Origin of the sequence: Streptomyces sp. CC228A (assembly GCF_021390935.1) — a bacterium.
GTDB lineage: Bacteria > Actinomycetota > Actinomycetes > Streptomycetales > Streptomycetaceae > Streptomyces.
The window spans coordinates 508,885-530,963 of sequence record NZ_JAJPUI010000001.1 but is presented as its reverse complement, the minus strand read 5'-3'; the positions used below and the strand labels follow the sequence as shown (position 1 = coordinate 530,963).

Sequence of the window (22,079 nt, the reverse complement as noted above, 5' to 3'; positions counted from 1 at the left end):
ACGTCCCGGAAGCCTCGCGGCTGTTTGGGGATCGATGACTGAGTATGGCGGCACGCCCGGGCACCAGCCCTGGCACCCCCAGGACCCCCTGTACGGGGACCAGGACTGGGGCACGCATCACCAGCCCGGCAACGACCCGCACCACCAGCAGCAGACGTCACCGCAGCAGTACCCCTACGACGCCGCCCCCCACGACCCCTACCAGCAGCAGGGCTACGGCGGCGACCAGTACGGCGGCCAGGGATACGCCACCGGCCAGACGCCGCAAGAGGGGCAGCAGGGGCAGCAGTACGGCACCGGCCACTGGGACACCGGCACCGGCCAGCAGGCATCCATGCCCTACTACGGGGCGCAGCCCCCGCACCCCGACCCGTACGGCGCGCAGGGCGCCGACCTGTACAGCACCCCCGAGGCGTACCCCCCGCCGCAGCCCCCGGGCCAGCGGCGGGCGGAGCCCGAACCCGCTGCCGACGACTGGCAGGCACAGGTCCCCGAGGAGGAGCGGCACCCGTTCTTCGACGGACCCGCGGACGAGGACGACGACCGCCGCCCGGACCGCGACGCGCCCGACGGCCGCGACGACGAGGACGAAGGCACCGGCGACGGGGCGGCTCCCGGCCGCCGGGGCCGCGGGCGCGGCCGCGGCGGGAGGTCCGCCGGCTCCAAGAAGCGCAAGAGCCGCAACGGCGTGGCCTGCCTCTTCGTCGCCGCCGTCCTCGTGGGCGGCCTGGGCGGCGTCGGCTACTTCGGCTACCAGTTCTACCAGGGGCAGTTCGGCGCTGCGCCGGACTACTCGGGCACGGGCAGCGGCCAGCCCGTCCAGATCGAGGTCCCCGCCGGCGCGGGCGGCGCCCAGATCGGCGAGATCCTGCTCAAGGCCGGTGTCGTCAAGAGCATCGAGGCGTTCACCACCGCGCAGGACAAGCACCCCAAGGGGCGGTTCATCCAGCCCGGCTTCTACGCCCTGAAGAAGGAGATGTCGGGCGCGGCGGCCGTCGAGGCGATGCTCAGCGCGGAGAGCCGCAACGTCCTCATCATCCCCGAGGGCAAGCGCAACGCCGGCATCTACAAGATGATCGACAAGAAGCTGGAGATCGACGAGGGCACCACGGCGAAGGTCGCCAAGGAGAAGGCCGGCGAACTCGGCCTGCCTGACTGGGCCAAGGGCCACCCCGACGTGAAGGACCCGCTGGAGGGCTTCCTCTACCCGGCGGACTACCCGGCCCCGAAGGGCGGCAAGCCCGAGGACGTCCTCAAGAAGATGGTGGCCCGGGCGAACAGCGAGTACGCGAAGTACGACATGGAGGCCAAGGCCGCCGCCTTGAAGCTGAAGGGCCCGTGGGAGCTGCTCACGGTCGCGAGCCTGGTGCAGGCGGAGGGCAAGACGGAGGACGACTTCCGCAAGATGAGCGAGGTCGTCTACAACCGCCTCAAGCCCACCAACACCGAGACCAACCAGCTGCTCCAGTTCGACTCGGCCTTCAACTACCTCATGGGCCAGAGCGAGATCAAGATCAGCGAGGCCGAGATCAACAACAACAAGGACCCGTACAACACGTACACCCGGAAGGGGCTCACCCCGGGTCCGATCGGCAACCCGGGCCGTGAGGCGCTGGAGGCCGCCGTCAATCCCACCTCGGAGGGCTGGATGTACTTCGTGGCGACCGACGGGGCCCACAAGACCGAGTTCGCGAGGACGCACGACGACTTCTTGAAGCTGAAGGCCAAGCTCAATGAGAACCTGGACAACTGAGCCCCGGCGCGCCGCCGTCCTCGGCTCGCCCATCGCGCACTCCCTCTCCCCGGTGCTGCACCGCGCCGCCTACGCCGAGCTGGGCCTGGCGGACTGGACGTACGACCGGTTCGAGGTGGACGAGGCGGCGCTGCCCGACTTCTTCGCGTCGGTGCTGGACGCCTCCTGGGCGGGGCTGTCCCTCACCATGCCGCTCAAGCGCGCGGTGATCCCGCTGCTCGACGGGGTCAGCGAGACCGCCCGCTCCGTCGAGGCGGTCAACACCGTCGTGGTCACCGACGACGGCCGCCGGGTAGGCGACAACACGGATATCCCCGGCATGGTCGCCGCCCTGCGCGAGGGGGGCGTCGACAAGGTGGAGGCCGCCGCCGTCCTCGGCGCGGGCGCCACCGCCTCCTCCGCCCTCGCCGCGCTGGCCCGGATCTGCACGGGCCCGGTCACCGCGTTCGTACGGAGCGAGGCGCGGGCGGCGGAGATGCGCGGCTGGGGCGAGCGTCTCGGCGTCGAGGTGCACACCGCCCCCTGGGAGGAGGCGGTGCACGCCTTCGACGTGCCGCTCGTCATCGCGACGACCCCGGCGGGCACCACCGACGCCCTCGCCCCGTACGTACCGGAGCGCGCCGGAACCCTCTTCGACGTGCTGTACGACCCGTGGCCCACGCCGCTCGCGGCCGCCTGGGCGGAAGGCGGCGGCCGGGTCGTCGGCGGCCTCGACCTCCTCGTCCACCAGGCCGTCCTCCAGGTCGAGCAGATGACCGGCCGCGCCCCTGCCCCGCTCGCCGCCATGCGCGCGGCCGGCGAGGAAGCCCTCGCGACGCGCTAGCCGGGGCCGTACCCGCCGACGCCCCACCGCGGTGCCTTCCGTACGGGCGCGGCACCGGACCCGACGCCGCCCGTGACCGCCGGAGCGTCCGCACAGCGGACGCGGGCGCGGTCCCGGGCGCAAGTCGTGGGAGGATCGGGGGCGAGTACTTCGCACGGTCCAGGTAATCAAGGAGCACCGTTGAGCAGGTTGCGCTGGCTGACGGCGGGGGAGTCGCATGGCCCCGCGCTGGTGGCGACGCTGGAGGGTCTTCCCGCCGGCGTCCCGATCACCACGGAGATGGTGGCGGACCACCTGGCCAGGCGGCGCCTGGGCTATGGCCGCGGTGCCCGGATGAAGTTCGAGCGCGACGAGGTCACGTTCCTGGGCGGTGTCCGCCACGGGCTCACCCTCGGCTCGCCGGTCGCGGTCATGGTCGGCAACACCGAGTGGCCCAAGTGGGAGCAGGTCATGGCCGCCGACCCGGTCGACCCGGCGGAGCTCGCCGAGCTGGCCCGCAACGCCCCGCTGACCCGGCCCCGCCCGGGCCACGCCGACCTGGCGGGCATGCAGAAGTACGGCTTCGACGAGGCGCGGCCCATCCTGGAGCGGGCCTCCGCCCGGGAGACCGCCGCGCGGGTCGCGCTCGGCGCGGTGGCGCGGTCGTACCTGAAGGAGACCGCCGGGATCGAGATCGTCTCCCACGTCGTGGAGCTGGCCGCGGCCAAGGCGCCCTACGGCGTCTACCCGACGCCCGCCGACGTGGAGCGGCTCGACGCGGACCCCGTGCGCTGCCTCGACGCCGACGCGTCGAAGGCGATGGTCGCCGAGATCGACCAGGCCCACAAGGACGGCGACACCCTCGGCGGCGTCGTGGAGGTCCTGGCCTACGGCGTGCCCGTCGGGCTCGGCTCGCACGTGCACTGGGACCGGCGCCTCGACGCCCGCCTCGCCGCCGCCCTCATGGGCATCCAGGCGATCAAGGGCGTGGAGGTCGGCGACGGCTTCGACCTGGCACGCGTGCCGGGATCGAAGGCGCACGACGAGATCGTCCCCACCGACGACGGCATCCGCCGCACCTCCGGCCGCTCCGGCGGTACCGAGGGCGGCCTCTCCACCGGCGAGCTGCTCCGCGTCCGTGCCGCGATGAAGCCCATCGCGACCGTGCCGCGCGCCCTCAGGACCGTCGACGTGACCACCGGCGAGCCGACCGCCGCGCACCACCAGCGCTCCGACGTGTGCGCCGTGCCCGCCGCCGGCATCGTCGCCGAGGCGATGGTCGCCCTGGTCCTCGCGGACGCCGTCGCCGAGAAGTTCGGCGGCGACAGCGTGGCCGAGACCCGCCGCAACGTGCGGTCCTACCTCGACCACCTGACCATCCGGTGAGCAGCGGGCCGCTGATCGTCCTGGTCGGCCCGATGGGCTCCGGCAAGTCCACGGTGGGCGCGCTGCTCGCCGAGCGGCTCGGCGTGGCGTACCGGGACACGGACGCCGACATCGTCGCGGCCCAGGGCCGGGAGATCTCCGACATCTTCGTCGACGAGGGCGAACCGTACTTCCGGGAGCTGGAGCGGGCGGCCGTCCGCGCGGCGCTCGCGGAGCACACCGGCGTCCTCGCCCTCGGCGGCGGCGCCGTCCTCGACGAGGGCACCCGCGCTCTCCTCGCCGGGCTGCCGGTCGTCTACCTGTCGATGGACGTGGAGGAGGCGGTGCGGCGCGTCGGGCTCGGCGCCGCCCGGCCGCTGCTCGCCGTGAACCCGCGCCGCCAGTGGCGGGAGCTCATGGAGGCCCGCCGCCACCTGTACACCGAAGTCGCGCGCGTCGTCGTCGCCACCGACGACAAGACCCCGGACGAGGTCGCGGACGCGATCGTCGACGCCCTGGAGTTGAAGGACCAATGACCGAAGTGACCCGGATCCACGTCGGCGGCAGCGCCGGCTCGGAGCCGTACGACGTGCTCGTCGGCCGGCAGCTGCTCGGAGAACTGGGCGGGCTGATCGGCGACCGGGCCAAGCGGGTGGCCGTCATCCACCCCGAGGCGCTCGCCGAGACCGGCGAGGCGCTGCGCGCCGACCTCGCCGAGCAGGGCTACGAGGCCGTCGCCATCCAGGTGCCGAACGCCGAGGAGGCCAAGACCGTCGAGGTCGCCGCCTACTGCTGGAAGGCGCTCGGGCAGACCGGCTTCACCCGCACCGACGTGATCGTCGGCGTCGGCGGCGGGGCCACCACGGACCTCGCCGGGTTCGTCGCCGCGACCTGGCTGCGCGGGGTGCGCTGGATCGCCGTACCGACCACGGTGCTCGCCATGGTGGACGCCGCCGTGGGCGGCAAGACCGGCATCAACACCGCCGAGGGCAAGAACCTCGTCGGCGCCTTCCACCCGCCCGCCGGCGTCCTGTGCGACCTGGCCGCGCTGGACTCGCTGCCCGTGCACGACTACGTCAGCGGCCTCGCCGAGGTCATCAAGGCCGGGTTCATCGCGGACCCGGCGATCCTCGACCTCGTCGAGGCCGACCCGGAGGGCGCCCGCACCCCGGCCGGGCCGCACACCGCCGAGCTGATCGAGCGGTCGATCCGGGTGAAGGCCGACGTGGTGTCCTCCGACCTCAAGGAGTCCGGGCTCCGCGAGATCCTCAACTACGGGCACACCCTCGCCCACGCCATCGAGAAGAACGAGCGGTACAAGTGGCGCCACGGCGCCGCCGTGTCCGTGGGCATGGTGTTCGCCGCCGAGCTCGGCCGGCTCGCCGGCCGGCTCGACGACGCGACCGCCGACCGGCACCGCACGGTCCTCCAGGCCGTCGGACTCCCGCTCACCTACCGCGGCGACCAGTGGCCCAAGCTGCTGGAGACCATGAAGGTGGACAAGAAGTCCCGCGGCGACCTGCTGCGCTTCATCGTCCTCGACGGCCTGGGCAAGCCCGCGGTCCTGGAGGGCCCGGACCCGGCGGTCCTGCTCGCCGCGTACGGGGAGGTCTCCGCGTGAGCCGCCGCGTGCTCGTCCTCAACGGCCCGAACCTGGGCCGCCTCGGCTCACGCGAGCCGGACGTGTACGGCGCCACCTCCTACACCGGCCTCGTGGAGACCTGCCGCGCCCTCGGCGAGAAGCTCGGCTTCGACGTGGAGGTCCGCGAGACCAACGACGAGGGCGAGCTGGTGCGCTGGCTGCACGAGGCGGCGGACGGATCGGTCCCCGTCGTCCTCAACCCCGGCGCGTTCACCCACTACTCGTACGCGATGCGGGACGCGGCGGCGCAGCGCACCGCACCCCTGATCGAGGTGCACATCTCGAACCCGTACGCCCGCGAGGAGTTCCGGCACACCTCGGTCGTCGCCGCGGTCGCCACCGCCACCATCGCCGGCTTCGGCATCGGCTCCTACCGGCTGGCGCTGCGCGCACTCGCCGAGGAACTGACGGACTGACAAACCGGCCACGTCTTACCAGGAACCCTCCCGCACCGTTGCCCGTCTTCCGGTGCGGGAGGGTACGGTTTGGTAACGGCGGACCCGAATGGCCGCACGAACAGCGTCAGTCGGACGAGACGGAGTGGCACCGGATGCAGCACGCAGCGGCGGGGTGGACGCAGCAGGCGCACAGGCCCGGCACGCCCCCGCCCCCGGCCCATCCGCCGACCCACGCGGCCGCCCACCCGCCGGCGCCGCCCGGCTGGACCCCGCCCCCGGGCTCCGGCCCCGTCCCGCACCTGCCGTCCGCGCCGCCTCCGGCGCCCGCCGGCCCCGACGCCACCGGGCACGTCCGGCTTCCGCCGGGCGGTCCCGTCGCGGCGCCCACCGCGCCCCCGGTCCGGAGCGGCGGCGGTCCCGGCACGGGCACCGCCACCCTCGCCGTCCTCCTCATCGGCCCGGCCGGCGCCGGCAAGACGACGGTCGCCCGCCACTGGGCGCAGCGCCGCCGGGTGCCCACGGCGCACATCAGCCTCGACGACGTGCGCGAATGGGTGTGCGCCGGCTTCGCCGACCCGCAGGACGGCTGGAACGACCGCTCCGAGGCGCAGTACCGCCTGGCCCGCCGCACCTGCGGCTTCGCCGCCCGCAACTTCCTCGCCAACGGCATCTCCTGCATCCTCGACGACGCCGTCTTCCCCGACCGCCCGGTGGTCGGGCTCGGCGGCTGGAAGCGCCATGTGGGGCCCGGCCTGCTGCCCGTGGTGCTGCTCCCCGGGCTGGAGGTCGTCCTGGAGCGCAACGCCCGGCGTACCGGCAACCGCCGCCTGTCGGACGAGGAGGTCGCCGGCATCCACGGCCGCATGGCGGGCTGGCACGCCTCGGGCCTGCCGATCATCGACAACTCCACGTACGACGTGGAGACCACCGCCCGCGTCCTCGACGAGATCCTCGGCCGGGCCGTCGCCAGCCCCCCGAACTGGTAGCCCGCGAGGCCCCCGGCCTACCGGCCCGCGTCCTCCGTTCACAGGCCTGTCCGCCATACGCCGGCCGGCCACACGCCTGTCCGCCGTGCTCCGGGCCGCATGCGCCGCTCCGCCACGTGTCCGCCCGCAAGGCGCTGTCCGCCACGCGCCGGTCCGCCGCGCGTCCGCCCGCAACGCGCTGTCCGCCACGCGCCGGGGCCCACGCGTTTGTCCGCCATGCGCTTGTCCGCCCACGCGTTCGTCCGTCACGCGCCGGCCGGCTATGCGCCTGTCCGCCATGTGCCGGGCCGCCATGCGCCCGTCCGCCCAGGCGTTCGTCCGCCATGCGCCGGTCCGCCGCGCGTCCGCCCGCCATGCGCCGGGGCCCACGTGCCTGCTCTCGGCCCGCGTCCCGGGCCGCCGCGTGTGGGCGGAGGCCGCCGGCACCGGTGCCGTATCCCGGCGCGGGGACCCGGTCGGACGCGCACGACCTGCCGGGTCGCCGGAGGGCTCGTAGGCTCGGGGCATGTCCGAGGTGTATGCGCCCCGCCGCGAAAGGCTCCGTGAGCGCTGCGCGGCCGGCGGATCCGCGGCGGTGCTCGTCTCCCGCCCCGCCAACGTCCGCTATCTCGCCGGAGGGGCCCCGCTCGGCGCCGTCCTGCTGCTCCGCGCGGGAAGCGCGGAGCAGGACGTGCTCCTGTGCCCGCGGCCGCCCGTGGGGGACCCCGCCGAAGGCCGCGTGGACGAGGCGCTGCGCGTCACCGTGCTGCCGCAGGCCGACGGGGACGCCGCCGTGGCCGCGGCCGACCTCGCCGCCGGCAGCGGAGCCGACGTGCTGGCCGTCGAGGAGCACCACCTGAGCGTCGCCCGGTACCGGGCCCTCGGCTCCGTCGCGGACGGCCTGCGCCTCGCCGACCTCGGCACCGCCATCGAGCAGGAGCGGATCGTCAAGGACGACGAGGAGATCACCTGCCTCCGGATCGCCGCGGAGATCGCCGACCAGGCCCTCGGGGAGCTGCTGGAGTCGATCCTCGTCGGCCGCACCGAACGGCACCTCGCGCTGGAGCTGGAGCGCCGCCTCGTCGACCACGGCGCCGACGGCCCGGCCTTCCCCACCTCCGTCGCCACCGGCCCGAACTCCGGCCGCGGCGGCCACCGGCCCTCGGACCGGCGCGTCGAGGAAGGCGACTTCCTCTCCGTGTGCCTCGGCGCCAACTACCGCGGCTACCGCTGCGAGATCGGCCGCACGTTCGTCATCGGCTCCGCTCCCGCCGACTGGCAGATCGAGCTGTACGACCTCGTCTTCACCGCGCAGCGGGCCGCCCGGGAGGCGCTCGCACCCGGCGCCGCCTGCCGCGACGTGGACCGCGCAGCCCGGCAGATCCTGGACGGGGCCGGGTACGGGGAGGGGCTGGCGCACTCCCTCGGGCACGGGGTGGGGCTGGAAATCGAGGAGGACCCGCAGCTCTCCCCGTCCGCCATGGGTAAACTGGACGCTTGCGTGCCGGTCACCGTCGAACCAGGGGTCCACCTCCCGGGACGGGGCGGGGTCCGGATCGATGACACGCTCGTCGTGCGCCAGGAGGCGGACGGCGGACCCGAGCTACTCACCATCACGACCAAGGAGCTGCTCGCGCTGTAGCCGGCGCGCCGCACGAGTCACCCTTTCCTCGGTCGTCCACAGCGTCAGTCCAGGAGATTCCGCAACCGTGGCCACCACGAACGACCTCAAGAACGGCATGGTGCTCAAGCTCGACAACGACCAGCTCTGGTCCGTCGTCGAGTTCCAGCACGTCAAGCCCGGCAAGGGCCCGGCCTTCGTGCGCACCAAGCTCAAGAACGTGCTCTCCGGCAAGATCGTCGACAAGACCTTCAACGCCGGTGTCAAGGTCGAGACGGCCACCGTCGACCGCCGTGACATGCAGTTCTCGTACATGGACGGCGACTACTTCGTCTTCATGGACATGCAGACCTACGACCAGCTGCACGTCGCCCGCGCCGCCGTCGGCGACGCCGCCAACTTCCTCATCGAGGGCTTCACCGCCACCGTCGCCACCCACGAGGGCGAGGTGCTGTACGTCGAGCTCCCGGCCGCCGTCGAGCTCGTCATCAAGGAGACGGAGCCGGGCGTCCAGGGCGACCGCTCCACCGGTGGCACCAAGCCCGCCATCCTGGAGACCGGCCACCAGATCCAGGTCCCCCTCTTCATCACCACCGGTGAGAAGATCAAGGTCGACACCCGCACGAGCGACTACCTCGGCCGGGTGAACAGCTAACCGTGGCTGCCCGCAACAAGGCCCGCAAGCGCGCCTTCCAGATCCTCTTCGAGGCCGACCAGCGCGGGGCCTCCGCGCAGGAGGTCCTCGCGGACTGGATCCGGCACGCGCGGTCCGACGACCGGCAGCCGCCGGTCAACGAGTACACGATGGAGCTGGTCGAGGGGTACGCCCAGCAGGCCCGGCGCATCGACGAGCTCATCGCCACCTACGCGGTGGGCTGGACGCTGGACCGCATGCCGGTCGTCGACCGCAACATCCTGCGCCTCGGCACGTACGAGCTGGTCTGGGTCGACACGGTGCCGGACGCCGTGGCGATCGACGAGGCGGTGCAGCTCGCGAAGGAGTTCTCGACGGACGAGTCGCCGTCCTTCGTGAACGGACTCCTGGCCCGGTTCAAGGACCTGAAGCCCGGCATCCGCCGCGACTGACCGCCGCGCCCGGCCCGCACCCGCCCGAAGGGCCCGCGTCAGCGGGCCCTTCGGCGTACCGTACGGCTTCTTCTCGCGCCAGGCCGCCGCCTGCGCGTGAGGAGGCGCCACCGGTCCGGGGCCACGCGGTTCCGGCAGGCGGGCGCGTCCGTGGGCGTGGTGCCCGTGCCGGTGCGCTGAAGGGGTGCGTCGGTGGTGTCTGTCCGCGCGGTCACGTGGTTCCGGCGGACGGGCGCGTCCGCAGGGCGTTGGAGGGCCGCGCAGGGCGTTGGAGGGCCGCCGTGCACACTGCTGCCTGTGGGGCGCCTGGGGCCGGCCCCCGCCCCCTGGGGCCGGCCCCCGCCCCCTGGGGCCGGCCCCCGCCCCGCCGGGCGCCCGCCGCCCCCTGGGCCCGCGTAGCGCCGAGACCGCCTCGGCTGCCGCCTCGCCCGGCCCCACAGGGAGGCTGCCCCTGGGCCACGCCCCACAGGACACCGCCCGCCCGCCGAGGGCCCGCCAGGCTCACATCGTGCCGTACGGGCTCCCGACCGCCCGCCGCTCGCCGCGGGCCCGTGGGCGCAGGTCCGCAGGCCGCCGCCATTGGTTGCCCGTCCGGGCTGTGGTGTGCCCGTCCTCGCCGCTCATGTGCGTCACGCCGAACGGCCACACCGCCCGCCGCCTGCCCAAGGCGCGCTGAGGCAGGCCCCAGGCAGCGCAGCCGGCTTGGAACAGCGGGCCGAGGGCGCCAGGCCGGGGGCGCAGTGGTGGGCGGCACGCGGGCACACCCGGCAGCCCAGCCCAGCCCACCCCAGCCCAGCGGCTCAGCGTCCCGCGTCCTCGAGGGAAACACCGGAGGGTGGCCCCGGAACCTTCCGGGACCACCCTCCGGCGGCAACGTTTCTGCTGGTGCGGGGCAGGGACCGAGAGGTCTCAGCTCTCCTCGTGGGCGACCGCGCGGCGCGCGTCCGCGTCCAGCACGCCCCAGCTGATCAGCTGCTCGGTCAGGACCGACGGCGACTGGTCGTAGATGACCGCGAGGGTGCGCAGGTCGTCCTGGCGGATCGACAGCACCTTGCCGTTGTAGTCGCCGCGCTGCGACTGGATCGTCGCCGCGTAGCGCTGCAGCGGACCGGCCTTCTCGGCGGGCACGTGGGCCAGGCGCTCCAGGTCCAGGACGAGCTTCGGCGGCGGCTCCGCGGCGCCGCCCGGCGTGGTGCCCGGCAGCAGCTCCTGCACCGGGACCCCGTAGAAGTCGGCCAGCTCGGCGAGGCGCTGCACGGTCACGGCACGGTCGCCGCGCTCGTACGAACCGACCACGACGGCCTTCCAGCGGCCCTGGGACTTCTCCTCCACACCGTGGAGCGAGAGGCCCTGCTGGGTGCGGATCGCACGGAGCTTGGCCCCGAGCTGTTTGGCGTATTCGCTGGACATAGAGCTCCCTGGACACTGTGACAACGTGGCGGCTCCGCCGCGGGTTCGTAACTCACTGTGAGGTTACGCAGCGTTACCTGCGCCCGTCAAGCCGAACGGTCCGTGCCGACCTCCTTCCGGGGCCTGGTACGGTGGACGACGCAAACCCAGACGTCCTTTAAGGTCCGTCCCGTGAGGCGGAGAAGGAGGTCCTTTCCGTATGGACACCATCCAGCAGGCCGATGCCGCCCGCCCCGTTCTCGAGGGCCCCGACATCGCCCGTGTGCTGACCCGCATCGCCCACGAGATCGTCGAGCGCGCCAAGGGCGCCGACGACGTGGTCCTCCTCGGCATCCCCACCCGGGGGGTCTTCCTGGCCCGGCGCCTCGCCGGGAAGCTGGAGCAGATCACCGGCCGCCCGGTCCCGGTCGGCTCGCTCGACATCACCATGTACCGCGACGACCTGCGGATGCGCCCCGCGCGGGCGCTGGCCCGCACGGACATCCCCGGCGACGGCGTCGACGGCCGCCTCGTCGTCCTCGTCGACGACGTGCTCTTCTCCGGCCGCACCATCCGCGCCGCCCTCGACGCCCTCGGCGGCATCGGCCGCCCCCGCGCCGTCCAGCTCGCCGTCCTCGTCGACCGCGGCCACCGGGAGCTGCCCATCCGCGCCGACTACGTCGGCAAGAACCTGCCCACCTCGCTGCGGGAGACCGTCAAGGTCCAGCTGACCGAGGAGGACGGCCGCGACGCCGTGCTGCTCGGGCTGCGCGAACCCGCCGCGCCCGGCGGAACTAGCCGCGGCGGCGCGCCCCACCCGCGCGCCCGCACCGGCCCCGCCGACCCCGGTCGGCCGACCGGCAGCAGCCCCGTGCCGCACCGGCACCCGGCCGCACGCCCGCCCCGACCGCCCACGCCCTCCCGCACAGGACAGCGCCCCCGCACGCGCCGGACCGGGACGGCACCACCGCGGCCACCCGGCCCTGCCACGACCGGCCCACGGAACCGAGCGCCCTCCACACCCAGAGAGACCCCCTGATGAAGCGCCACCTCATCTCGGCCGCCGACCTCACCCGCGACGACGCCGTCCTCATCCTCGACACCGCCGAGGAGATGGCCCGGGTCGCCGACCGGCCGATCAAGAAGCTCCCCACCCTGCGCGGCCGGACCATCTGCAACCTCTTCTTCGAGGACTCCACCCGCACCCGCATCTCCTTCGAAGCGGCCGAGAAGCGGCTCTCCGCGGACGTCATCAACTTCGCGGCCAAGGGCTCCAGCGTCTCCAAGGGCGAGTCCCTCAAGGACACCGCGCAGACCCTGGAGGCCATGGGTGTCGACGCCGTCGTCATCCGGCACAGCGCGTCCGGCGCGCCCTACCGGCTCGCCACCTCCGGCTGGATCGACGCACCCGTCATCAACGCCGGCGACGGCACCCACCAGCACCCCACGCAGGCCCTCCTCGACGCGTTCACCATGCGCCGCCGCCTCGTCGGACCCGACGCCGGGCTCGGCCAGGACCTCTCCGGCAAGCGCATCACCCTCGTCGGCGACGTCCTGCACAGCCGGGTCGCCCGCTCCAACGTCGCCCTGCTGCACACGCTCGGCGCCGAGGTCACCCTCGTCGCCCCGCCCACCCTCGTCCCCGTCGGCGTCGACGCCTGGCCCTGCGAGGTCTCGTACGACCTCGACGCCGTCCTGCCGAAGTCGGACGCCGTGATGATGCTGCGCGTCCAGCGCGAGCGCATGAACGCGGCGTTCTTCCCCACCGAGCGCGAGTACTCCCGCCGCTACGGCCTCGACGCCGACCGCATGGCGCGGATGCCGGAGCACGCCGTCGTCATGCACCCCGGCCCCATGGTCCGCGGCATGGAGATCACCGCCGAGGTCGCCGACTCCCCGCGCTGCACCGTCGTCGAGCAGGTCGCCAACGGCGTGTCCGTCCGCATGGCCGTCCTCTACCTGCTGCTCGGCGGCAACGAGCCCGCCGTCACCACCCCGTCCGCCTAGCCGGCCCCGTACCGAGGAGACGTACGACCCATGAGCAAGACCCTGATCCGTGGTGCGAAGGTCCTCGGCGGCGACGCCCGGGACGTCCTCGTCGACGGCGAGACCATCGCCCAGGTGGGGACCGGCCTCGACGCGGAGGGCGCCACCGTCGTCGAGGCGGAGGGCCTGATCCTGCTGCCCGGCCTCGTCGACCTGCACACCCACCTGCGCGAGCCGGGCCGCGAGGACTCCGAGACGGTCCTCACCGGCACCCGCGCCGCCGCCTCCGGCGGCTACACCGCCGTGTTCGCCATGGCCAACACCTTCCCCGTCGCCGACACAGCCGGCGTCGTCGAGCAGGTCTACCGCCTCGGCCGCGAGCACGGCTACTGCGACGTCCAGCCCATCGGCGCCGTCACCGTCGGCCTGGAGGGCAGGAAGCTCGCCGAGCTCGGCGCCATGCACGAGTCCGCCGCCGGCGTCACCGTCTTCTCCGACGACGGCAAGTGCGTCGACGACGCCCAGATCATGCGCCGCGCCCTGGAGTACGTGAAGGCCTTCGGCGGCGTCATCGCCCAGCACGCCCAGGAGCCCCGCCTCACCGAGGGCGCCCAGATGAACGAGGGCGTCGTCTCAGCCGAGCTCGGCCTCGGCGGCTGGCCCGCCGTCGCCGAGGAGTCGATCATCGCCCGGGACGTGCTGCTCGCCGAGCACGTCGGCTCCCGCGTCCACATCTGCCACCTGTCGACCGCCGGCTCCGTCGAGATCGTCCGCTGGGCGAAGTCCCGCGGCATCGACGTCACCGCCGAGGTCACCCCGCACCACCTCCTCCTCACGGACGAGCTGGTCCGGACGTACAACCCGGTCTACAAGGTGAACCCGCCGCTGCGCACCGAGCGCGACGTCATGGCGCTGCGCGAGGCCCTCGCCGACGGCACCATCGACATCGTGGCCACCGACCACGCCCCGCACCCGCACGAGGACAAGGACTGCGAGTGGGCCGCCGCCGCCATGGGCATGGTCGGCCTGGAGACCGCGCTGTCCGTCGTCCAGCACACGATGGTCGAGACCGGGCTGCTGGACTGGGCCGGCGTCGCCGACCGCATGTCCTCCAGCCCCGCCAGGATCGGCGGCGCCACCGGCCACGGACGCCCCGTCTCGGCAGGTGAGCCCGCCAACCTGACGCTGGTCGATCCGGCATACCGTGGGACCGTGGACCCCGCGGGCTTCGCGTCCCGCAGCCGCAACACCCCCTACGAGGGGCGTGAGCTGCCGGGCCGCGTCACCCACACCTTCCTGCGGGGCCGCGCCACGCTCATGGACGGGAAGCTCGCGTGACCACCACTCTCCTCCTGCTCGCCGCCGACGAACCCCGCTCGGCGGAGGTGACCGACTGGGCCGCCCGGCTCGGCTGGGTCGCGGGACTGCTGCTCTTCATCGCCCTCGTGTACTGGCTGATGTGCCAGGGCTGGAAGTGGCGCGGCAGCCTCCAGTCCGCCCTCCCGGAGCTGCCGGGCATGCCGGAAACCCCCGGCGAGGCCAGACTGAGCATGAGCGGCCGCTACCACGGGTCCACCACCGCCGGGCAGTGGCTCGACCGGATCGTGGCCCACGGGCTCGGCACCCGCAGCCGCGCCGAGCTCACGCTCACCGACGCCGGCCTGCACGTCGTACGGCCCGGGGCGGACGACTTCTTCGTCCCCGCCGACCGGCTGCGCGGGGCCCGGCTCGACAAGGGCATCGCGGGCAAGGTCCTCGCCGAGGGCGGCCTGCTGGTCGTCACCTGGGAGCACGGAGGACAGCTGATCGACTCCGGCTTCCGCTCCGACCGGGCCGCCGAGCACACCGACTGGGTCGAGGCCCTCGACTCCATGACCGACAAGCACAGCAAGAACGACACGGAAGGCGCCGCACGATGACGACCTCCTCTAGGGGGACCAGGACCCCCGCCGTACTCGTCCTGGAGGACGGCCGCGCCTTCCGCGGCCGCGCCTACGGGGCCGTGGGGGAGACCTTCGGTGAGGCCGTCTTCTCCACCGGCATGACCGGCTACCAGGAGACCCTGACCGACCCCTCGTACCACCGCCAGGTCGTCGTCATGACCGCCCCGCACGTGGGCAACACCGGCGTCAACGACGAGGACCCCGAGTCGGCCCGCATCTGGGTCTCCGGCTACGTGGTCCGCGACCCCGCCCGCACCCCCTCCAACTGGCGCGCCACGCGCTCCCTCGACGAGGAGCTGGAGCGGCAGGGCGTCGTCGGCATCAGCGGCGTCGACACCCGCGCCCTCACCCGCCACCTGCGCGAGCGCGGTGCGATGCGGGTCGGCATCTTCTCCGGCGACGCCGTCCTCGGCGACGACGAGATGCTCGCCAAGGTGCAGGCGCAGCCCCAGATGAAGGGCGCCGCCCTGTCCGCCCAGGTCGCCACCTCCGAGCCGTACGTCGTCCCCGCGATCGGCGAGAAGAAGTTCACCGTCGCCGCGATCGACCTCGGCATCAAGGGCATGACCCCGCAGCGGATGGCCGAGCGCGGCATCGAGGTGCACGTGCTGCCCGCCACCGCCACCGCCGACGACGTCTACGCCGTCAACCCCGACGGGGTGTTCTTCTCCAACGGCCCCGGCGACCCCGCCACCGCCGACCACCCGGTCTCCGTCATGCGGGCCGTGCTGGAGCGCAGGACGCCGCTGTTCGGCATCTGCTTCGGCAACCAGATCCTCGGCCGCGCCCTCGGCTTCGGCACCTACAAGCTGAAGTACGGCCACCGCGGCATCAACCAGCCCGTGCAGGACCGGACCACCGGCAAGGTGGAGGTCACCGCGCACAACCACGGCTTCGCCGTCGACGCCCCGCTCGACACGGTGTCCGAGACCCCCTACGGCCGCGCCGAGGTCTCCCACGTCTGCCTCAACGACGACGTGGTGGAGGGCCTCCGGCTCCTCGACCAGCCGGCCTTCAGCGTCCAGTACCACCCCGAGGCGGCCGCCGGCCCGCACGACGCCGCGTACCTGTTCGACCGCTTCGTTTCCCTGATGGAGGCCGAGCGTGCCTAAGCGCACCGATATCCAGTCCGTCCTGGTCATCGGCTCCGGCCCGATCGTCATCGGCCAGGCCGCCGAATTCGACTACTCCGGCACCCAGGCGTGCCGCGTCCTCAAGGCCGAGGGCCTGCGGGTCATCCTCGTCAACTCCAACCCCGCGACGATCATGACCGACCCGGAGATCGCCGACGCCACGTACGTCGAGCCGATCACCCCCGAGTTCGTCGAGAAGATCATCGCCAAGGAGCGCCCCGACGCGCTCCTGCCCACCCTCGGCGGCCAGACCGCGCTCAACACCGCGATCTCCCTCCACGAGAACGGCGTCCTCGACAAGTACGGCGTCGAACTCATCGGCGCCAACGTCGAGGCCATCCACAAGGGCGAGGACCGCGACCAGTTCAAGATGGTCGTCGAGGCCGTCAAGGCCAAGATCGGCCACGGCGAGTCCGCCCGCTCGGTGATCTGCCACTCCATGGACGACGTCCTGCGGGGCGTCGAGGAGCTCGGCGGCTACCCCGTCGTCGTCCGCCCCTCCTTCACCATGGGCGGCGCCGGCTCCGGCTTCGCCCACGACGAGGACGAACTGCGCCGCATCGCCGGCCAGGGCCTGGCCCTGTCCCCGACCACCGAGGTGCTCCTGGAGGAGTCCATCCTCGGCTGGAAGGAGTACGAGCTGGAGCTGATGCGCGACAAGCACGACAACGTCGTGGTCGTCTGCTCCATCGAGAACTTCGACCCCATGGGCGTCCACACCGGCGACTCCATCACCGTCGCCCCGTCGATGACCCTCACCGACCGCGAGTACCAGGTGCTGCGCGACATCGGCATCGCCGTCATCCGCGAGGTCGGCGTCGACACCGGCGGCTGCAACATCCAGTTCGCCGTCAACCCCGAGGACGGCCGGGTCATCGTCATCGAGATGAACCCGCGCGTCTCCCGCTCCTCCGCCCTGGCGTCGAAGGCCACCGGCTTCCCCATCGCCAAGATCGCCGCGAAGCTGGCCGTCGGCTACACGCTCGACGAGATCCCCAACGACATCACCCGCGAGACCCCGGCGTCCTTCGAGCCCACGCTCGACTACGTCGTGGTCAAGGTGCCCCGCTTCGCCTTCGAGAAGTTCCCGTCCGCGGACTCCACCCTCACCACCACCATGAAGTCGGTCGGCGAGGCGATGGCCATCGGCCGCAACTTCACCGAGGCCCTCCAGAAGGCGCTGCGCTCCCTGGAGAAGAAGGGCAGCCAGTTCGCCTTCACCGGCGAGCCGGGCGACAAGGCCGAGCTGCTGCGCGAGGCCGTCCGGCCCACCGACGGCCGGATCAACACGGTCATGCAGGCCATCCGCGCCGGCGCCACCCCGGAGGAGGTCTTCGACGCCACGAAGATCGACCCGTGGTTCGTCGACCAGCTCTTCCTCATCAAGGAGCTCGCCGACGAGATCGCCGCCGTCGACAAGCTCGGCCCCGAGCTGCTCGCCGACGCCAAGCGCCACGGCTTCTCCGACCAGCAGATCGCGGAGATCCGCGGCCTGCGCGAGGACGTCGTGCGCGAGGTCCGCCAGGCCCTCGGCGTCCGCCCCGTCTACAAGACGGTCGACACCTGCGCCGCCGAGTTCGCCGCGAAGACGCCGTACTTCTACTCCTCGTACGACGAGGAGACCGAGGTGGCACCGCGCGACAAGCCCGCCGTGATCATCCTCGGCTCCGGCCCGAACCGCATCGGGCAGGGCATCGAGTTCGACTACTCCTGCGTCCACGCCTCCTTCGCGCTGGCCGACGCCGGGTACGAGACCGTGATGGTCAACTGCAACCCCGAGACCGTCTCCACCGACTACGACACCTCCGACCGGCTCTACTTCGAGCCGCTCACCCTGGAGGACGTCCTGGAGATCGTCCACGCCGAGCAGCAGGCCGGCCCCGTCGCCGGCGTCGTCGTCCAGCTCGGCGGCCAGACCCCGCTGGGCCTCGCGCAGGCGCTGAAGGACAACGGCGTGCCGATCGTCGGCACCTCCCCGGAGGCCATCCACGCCGCCGAGGACCGCGGCGCCTTCGGCCGCGTCCTGAAGGAGGCCGGACTGCCGGCCCCCAAGCACGGCACGGCCACCACCTTCGCCGAGGCCAAGGCCATCGCCGACGAGATCGGCTACCCGGTCCTCGTCCGCCCGTCGTACGTGCTCGGCGGCCGCGGCATGGAGATCGTGTACGAGGAGGCCCGGCTGGAGGCGTACATCGCCGAGTCCACCGAGATCTCCCCGACCCGCCCCGTCCTCGTCGACCGGTTCCTCGACGACGCCATCGAGATCGACGTCGACGCCCTCTACGACGGGCACGAGCTGTACCTCGGCGGTGTCATGGAGCACATCGAGGAAGCCGGCATCCACTCCGGCGACTCGGCCTGCGCCCTGCCCCCGATCACCCTCGGCGGCTTCGACATCAAGCGGCTGCGCGCCTCCACCGAGGCCATCGCCAAGGGCGTCGGCGTGCGCGGCCTGATCAACATCCAGTTCGCCATGGCCGGGGACATCCTGTACGTCCTGGAGGCCAACCCGCGCGCCTCCCGCACGGTGCCCTTCACCTCCAAGGCCACCGCCGTGCCGCTCGCGAAGGCCGCCGCCCGCATCTCGCTGGGCGCGACCATCGCGGAGCTGCGCGAGGAGGGCCTGCTGCCGAGGAACGGCGACGGCGGCGAGCTGCCGATGGACGCGCCGATCTCCGTCAAGGAGGCCGTCATGCCGTGGTCGCGGTTCCGCGACATCCACGGCCGCGGCGTCGACACCGTCCTCGGCCCGGAGATGCGCTCCACCGGCGAGGTCATGGGCATCGACGCCGTCTTCGGCACCGCGTACGCGAAGTCGCAGGCCGGCGCCTACGGGCCGCTGCCCACCAAGGGCCGCGCGTTCATCTCCGTCGCCAACCGCGACAAGCGCTCGATGATCCTGCCGGCGCGCGAGCTCGCCGCCCACGGCTTCGAGCTGCTCGCCACCTCCGGCACGGCGGAGGTCCTCAAGCGCAACGGCATCAACGCGACCATCGTGCGCAAGCAGTCCGAGGGCGAGGGCCCGAACGGCGAGAAGACCATCGTCCAGCTCATCCACGCGGGCGAGGTGGACCTCATCGTCAACACCCCGTACGGCACGGGCGGCCGCCTCGACGGCTACGAGATCCGCACCGCCGCCGTGTCCCGCGGCGTCCCCTGCCTCACCACGGTCCAGGCACTCGCCGCGGCCGTCCAGGGCATCGACGCCCTCAGCCACGAGGGCGTCGGAGTCCGCTCCCTGCAGGAGCACGCGGAACACCTGAACGCGGCCCGCGACTAGCAGCCCGACCCGAGGGGGACACCGGAACCCGGTGTCCCCCTCCTCATGAGGACACCACTTCGATGTACGCACTGTTCTTCCGGCTCGTCTTCCGGTGGATGGACCCCGAGCGGGCCCACCACGCGGCCGTCCGCTGGATCCGCCTCACCGCCCGCGTCCCCGTCCTGCGCACCTTCGTCGCGGCCTGGTTCGCCCCGCGCCGCAAGGAGCTGCGGACGGAGGCCCTGGGCCTGCGCTTCCACAGCCCCTTCGGGCTCGCCGCGGGCTTCGACAAGAACGCCGTCGCCGTCGACGGACTGGCCATGCTGGGCTTCGACCACGTCGAGATCGGCACGGTCACCGGCGAGCCGCAGCCCGGCAACCCCAAGAAGCGCCTCTTCCGCCTCGTACCGGACCGGGCCCTCATCAACCGCATGGGCTTCAACAACGAGGGCTCGGCCGCCGTGGCCCGGCGCCTGGAGGGGCGCCGCCCGGTGTTCCGCACCGTCCTCGGCGTCAACATCGGCAAGACCAAGATCGTGCCGGAGGCCGAGGCCGCCGGCGACTACGTGAAGTCGACGGAGCGGCTCGCCCCGCACGCGGACTACCTCGTGGTGAACGTGTCGTCGCCCAACACCCCCGGGCTGCGCAACCTCCAGGCGGTGGAGCACCTGCGCCCGCTGCTGACCGCGGTCCGCGAGGCCGCCGACCGCGCGGTCACCGGGCGGCGCGTCCCGCTGCTGGTGAAGATCGCCCCCGACCTCGCCGACGACGACATCGACGCGGTCGCCGACCTGGCCGTGGAACTCGGCCTGGACGGCATCATCGCCACGAACACCACGATCGCCCGCGAGGGGCTCGGCCTGCTGTCCGACCCGGCTGTCGTCGGCGAGACCGGCGGCCTGTCCGGAGCGCCGCTGAAGGCCCGCTCGCTGGAAGTGCTGCGCCGCCTTTACACCCGCGTCGGGGACCGGCTGGTGCTGGTCGGCGTGGGCGGCATCGAGAACGCCGACGACGCCTGGCAGCGCATCCTGGCCGGCGCCACGCTCGTCCAGGGCTACAGCGCCTTCGTCTACGAGGGCCCCGGCTACGCCCGCGCGATCCACCGCGGACTCGCCGCGCGCCTCCAGGACTCCCCGTACGCCACCCTCGCCGAAGCCGTCGGCGCCGACACCCGGAAGGCCGCCGCATGAGCCGCCCCGAACCCTTCGGCGCCCGCCTGCGCCGCGCCATGGACGAGCGCGGTCCGCTCTGCGTCGGCATCGACCCGCACGCGTCCCTGCTGTCCGCCTGGGGCCTCACCGACGACGTGCGGGGCCTGACGGCCTTCACCCGCACGGTCGTGGAGGCGCTGGCCGGTACCGTGGCCGTCTTCAAGCCGCAGAGCGCGTTCTTCGAGCGCTTCGGCTCCCGGGGCGTCGCGGTCCTGGAGCAGGCGGTCACCGAGCTGCGCGAGGCGGGCGCGCTCGTCGTCATGGACGCCAAGCGCGGCGACATCGGCTCCACCATGGCCGCCTACGCGGAGACGTACCTGCGCGAGGACTCGCCGCTGTTCTCGGACGCGCTGACCGTCTCGCCGTACCTCGGCTACGGGTCGCTGGCCCCGGCCGTGGACCTGGCGCGGGAGAGCGGCGCCGGACTCTTCGTCCTGGCCCTGACGTCCAACCCGGAGGGCGCCGAGGTCCAGCGCGCGGTGCGCGCCGACGGGCGCACGGTCGCCGCCACGATGCTGGCCCACCTGGCCGCCGAGAACGCGGGGGAGGCCCCCATGGGGTCCTTCGGCGCGGTCGTCGGCGCCACTCTCGGCGACCTGTCCTCCTTCGAGCTGGACGTCAACGGGCCGCTGCTCGCCCCGGGCATCGGCGCGCAGGGCGCCACCCCCGCCGACCTGCCCGCGGTGTTCGGCGCCGCCGTGCGCAACGTCGTCCCCAACGTGAGCAGGGCGGTGCTCGGCCGCGGCCCGGACCCGGCGTCCCTGCGCGACGCGGCGCAGCGCTACGCGGACGAGGTCCGCGCCGCGGTCGCCTCGGCCTGAGCCCTCACGGGAGCGGGACCCCGGCCCCGGATGTGACGCACTTCACGTGCCCGCCGGTGCGCCGCTACGGGGCCCCGCTCCTGGCCTGCTGTGACGCCGCCGGAACGGGCGGTGACGGGTGTTGACGCAATCCCCACCCAAACGGGTGCGCTATGTCCCGTTTGTCTGGCAAGCTCGATCCTGACCAGGACTTTTCCTTCGTTCTCGCTGACTCCGGCGGCCATGGCCGCTAGTCTCCGACGAGAGTCAGCGTTCGCGACGGTCCCTGCGTTGCTCGTTGCTCCCTTGGTGTGGGCCGCATAGGTTCCTCACCGGTCCGTATCCGACAGTTCGACATCCGAGGTGACGTAGGCGTGGCTCTTCCGCCCCTTACCCCTGAACAGCGCGCAGCCGCGCTCGAAAAGGCCGCCGCGGCTCGCCGGGAGCGGGCCGAGGTCAAGAATCGACTCAAGCACTCCGGCGCCTCCCTCCACGAGGTCATCAAGCAGGGCCAGGAGAACGAGGTCATCGGCAAGATGAAGGTCTCCGCCCTCCTGGAGTCCCTGCCGGGCGTGGGCAAGGTCCGCGCCAAGCAGATCATGGAGCGGCTCGGCATCTCCGAGAGCCGCCGTGTGCGCGGCCTCGGCTCCAACCAGATCGCGTCCCTGGAGCGGGAGTTCGGCGGCTCCGGCGCCTGACGGCCGACACCTGGCGTCCGGGGCG

Annotated in this window: 19 protein-coding genes and 1 pseudogene; 19 read left to right on the top strand and 1 reads right to left on the bottom strand. The window is 73.0% G+C overall.

Translation table 11 applies throughout. The features are described from left to right. The first annotated feature begins 34 nt into the window (after window positions 1-34). The 10 genes from mltG (at window position 35) to nusB (ending at window position 9,632) form a co-directional block, all read left to right on the top strand. On the top strand, window positions 35-1,753 hold the full coding sequence (gene mltG / locus L6E17_RS02345) for an endolytic transglycosylase MltG (protein WP_236239099.1): 1,719 nt from the start codon (window positions 35-37) through the stop codon (window positions 1,751-1,753). Then, a complete protein-coding gene (locus L6E17_RS02340) occupies window positions 1,734-2,576 on the top strand; it encodes a shikimate dehydrogenase (protein ID WP_236239098.1) in 843 nt (280 codons plus the stop codon). Before mltG ends, L6E17_RS02340 begins: the two co-directional genes overlap by 20 nt. A gap of 180 nt (window positions 2,577-2,756) precedes the next feature. Next, complete coding sequence (gene aroC, locus L6E17_RS02335; protein ID WP_236239097.1) at window positions 2,757-3,941, top strand: chorismate synthase; 1,185 nt, start codon at window positions 2,757-2,759, stop codon at window positions 3,939-3,941. After that, window positions 3,938-4,456, top strand: a complete 519-nt coding sequence (locus L6E17_RS02330) for a shikimate kinase (protein ID WP_236239096.1) — start codon at window positions 3,938-3,940, stop codon at window positions 4,454-4,456. The genes aroC and L6E17_RS02330 overlap by 4 nt, the downstream gene beginning before the upstream one ends. Further along, window positions 4,453-5,541, top strand: a complete 1,089-nt coding sequence (aroB, locus tag L6E17_RS02325; RefSeq protein WP_236239095.1) for a 3-dehydroquinate synthase — start codon at window positions 4,453-4,455, stop codon at window positions 5,539-5,541. Before L6E17_RS02330 ends, aroB begins: the two co-directional genes overlap by 4 nt. After that, window positions 5,538-5,978: a type II 3-dehydroquinate dehydratase gene (gene aroQ / locus L6E17_RS02320; RefSeq protein WP_236239094.1), complete on the top strand. Its 441-nt coding sequence runs from the start codon at window positions 5,538-5,540 to the stop codon at window positions 5,976-5,978. The genes aroB and aroQ overlap by 4 nt, the downstream gene beginning before the upstream one ends. A gap of 134 nt (window positions 5,979-6,112) precedes the next feature. Continuing rightward, entirely contained in the window at window positions 6,113-6,946 is an 834-nt protein-coding gene (locus tag L6E17_RS02315) for an AAA family ATPase (protein WP_236239093.1), read from the top strand. Window positions 6,947-7,451: 505 nt separating this feature from the next. Then, window positions 7,452-8,567: an aminopeptidase P family protein gene (locus tag L6E17_RS02310; protein WP_236239092.1), complete on the top strand. Its 1,116-nt coding sequence runs from the start codon at window positions 7,452-7,454 to the stop codon at window positions 8,565-8,567. Window positions 8,568-8,634: 67 nt separating this feature from the next. After that, window positions 8,635-9,201 (top strand): elongation factor P, encoded by a 567-nt coding sequence (gene efp / locus L6E17_RS02305; RefSeq protein WP_071269366.1) that lies wholly within the window; start codon window positions 8,635-8,637, stop codon window positions 9,199-9,201. A gap of 2 nt (window positions 9,202-9,203) precedes the next feature. After that, a complete protein-coding gene (gene nusB, locus L6E17_RS02300) occupies window positions 9,204-9,632 on the top strand; it encodes a transcription antitermination factor NusB (protein ID WP_071269365.1) in 429 nt (142 codons plus the stop codon). Window positions 9,633-10,541: 909 nt separating this feature from the next. Here nusB and bldD read toward each other — a convergent pair. Then, on the bottom strand, window positions 10,542-11,042 hold the full coding sequence (gene bldD / locus L6E17_RS02295) for a transcriptional regulator BldD (protein WP_030607052.1): 501 nt from the start codon (window positions 11,040-11,042) through the stop codon (window positions 10,542-10,544). A gap of 199 nt (window positions 11,043-11,241) precedes the next feature. Between bldD and pyrR the strand changes: the two are divergent. The 9 genes and pseudogenes from pyrR to L6E17_RS02250 form a co-directional block, all read left to right on the top strand. After that, window positions 11,242-11,814 (top strand): annotated as a pseudogene (gene pyrR, locus L6E17_RS02290) (bifunctional pyr operon transcriptional regulator/uracil phosphoribosyltransferase PyrR); the annotation flags it as partial. A gap of 245 nt (window positions 11,815-12,059) precedes the next feature. After that, window positions 12,060-13,028 carry an aspartate carbamoyltransferase catalytic subunit gene (locus tag L6E17_RS02285; RefSeq protein WP_236239091.1) on the top strand — a complete coding sequence of 323 codons (969 nt, stop codon included), beginning with the start codon at window positions 12,060-12,062 and terminating at the stop codon, window positions 13,026-13,028. Between the two features lie 30 nt (window positions 13,029-13,058). Further along, a complete protein-coding gene (locus L6E17_RS02280; RefSeq protein ID WP_236239090.1) occupies window positions 13,059-14,345 on the top strand; it encodes a dihydroorotase in 1,287 nt (428 codons plus the stop codon). Further along, window positions 14,342-14,926 (top strand): hypothetical protein, encoded by a 585-nt coding sequence (locus L6E17_RS02275; RefSeq protein ID WP_236239089.1) that lies wholly within the window; start codon window positions 14,342-14,344, stop codon window positions 14,924-14,926. The genes L6E17_RS02280 and L6E17_RS02275 overlap by 4 nt, the downstream gene beginning before the upstream one ends. Beyond that, window positions 14,923-16,062: a glutamine-hydrolyzing carbamoyl-phosphate synthase small subunit gene (carA, locus tag L6E17_RS02270; RefSeq protein WP_236239088.1), complete on the top strand. Its 1,140-nt coding sequence runs from the start codon at window positions 14,923-14,925 to the stop codon at window positions 16,060-16,062. The genes L6E17_RS02275 and carA overlap by 4 nt, the downstream gene beginning before the upstream one ends. Beyond that, window positions 16,055-19,363 carry a carbamoyl-phosphate synthase large subunit gene (gene carB / locus L6E17_RS02265; RefSeq protein WP_236239087.1) on the top strand — a complete coding sequence of 1,103 codons (3,309 nt, stop codon included), beginning with the start codon at window positions 16,055-16,057 and terminating at the stop codon, window positions 19,361-19,363. Before carA ends, carB begins: the two co-directional genes overlap by 8 nt. 62 nt (window positions 19,364-19,425) lie before the next feature. After that, the gene (locus L6E17_RS02260) at window positions 19,426-20,535 is read left to right on the top strand and encodes a quinone-dependent dihydroorotate dehydrogenase (protein WP_236239086.1); all 1,110 of its coding nucleotides are present in this window, start codon (window positions 19,426-19,428) and stop codon (window positions 20,533-20,535) included. Next, window positions 20,532-21,377 (top strand): orotidine-5'-phosphate decarboxylase, encoded by an 846-nt coding sequence (gene pyrF, locus L6E17_RS02255; RefSeq protein WP_236239085.1) that lies wholly within the window; start codon window positions 20,532-20,534, stop codon window positions 21,375-21,377. Before L6E17_RS02260 ends, pyrF begins: the two co-directional genes overlap by 4 nt. A 353-nt stretch (window positions 21,378-21,730) precedes the next feature. Beyond that, window positions 21,731-22,054, top strand: a complete 324-nt coding sequence (locus tag L6E17_RS02250; RefSeq protein WP_071266668.1) for an integration host factor — start codon at window positions 21,731-21,733, stop codon at window positions 22,052-22,054. The last annotated feature ends 25 nt before the right edge of the window (window positions 22,055-22,079 follow it).

Excerpts from the sequence above, each read along its gene's own strand:
- pyrF (WP_236239085.1), top strand. The coding sequence starts at position 20,532 with ATGAGCCGCCCCGAACCCTTCGGCGCCCGCCTGCGCCGCGCCATGGAC.
- mltG (WP_236239099.1), top strand. The coding sequence starts at position 35 with ATGACTGAGTATGGCGGCACGCCCGGGCACCAGCCCTGGCACCCCCAG.
- L6E17_RS02260 (WP_236239086.1), top strand. The coding sequence starts at position 19,426 with ATGTACGCACTGTTCTTCCGGCTCGTCTTCCGGTGGATGGACCCCGAG.
- L6E17_RS02280 (WP_236239090.1), top strand. The coding sequence starts at position 13,059 with ATGAGCAAGACCCTGATCCGTGGTGCGAAGGTCCTCGGCGGCGACGCC.
- L6E17_RS02340 (WP_236239098.1), top strand. The coding sequence starts at position 1,734 with ATGAGAACCTGGACAACTGAGCCCCGGCGCGCCGCCGTCCTCGGCTCG.
- carA (WP_236239088.1), top strand. The coding sequence starts at position 14,923 with ATGACGACCTCCTCTAGGGGGACCAGGACCCCCGCCGTACTCGTCCTG.
- L6E17_RS02315 (WP_236239093.1), top strand. The coding sequence starts at position 6,113 with ATGCAGCACGCAGCGGCGGGGTGGACGCAGCAGGCGCACAGGCCCGGC.
- bldD (WP_030607052.1), bottom strand. The coding sequence starts at position 11,042 with ATGTCCAGCGAATACGCCAAACAGCTCGGGGCCAAGCTCCGTGCGATC.
- aroB (WP_236239095.1), top strand. The coding sequence starts at position 4,453 with ATGACCGAAGTGACCCGGATCCACGTCGGCGGCAGCGCCGGCTCGGAG.
- L6E17_RS02310 (WP_236239092.1), top strand. The coding sequence starts at position 7,452 with ATGTCCGAGGTGTATGCGCCCCGCCGCGAAAGGCTCCGTGAGCGCTGC.
- L6E17_RS02285 (WP_236239091.1), top strand. The coding sequence starts at position 12,060 with ATGAAGCGCCACCTCATCTCGGCCGCCGACCTCACCCGCGACGACGCC.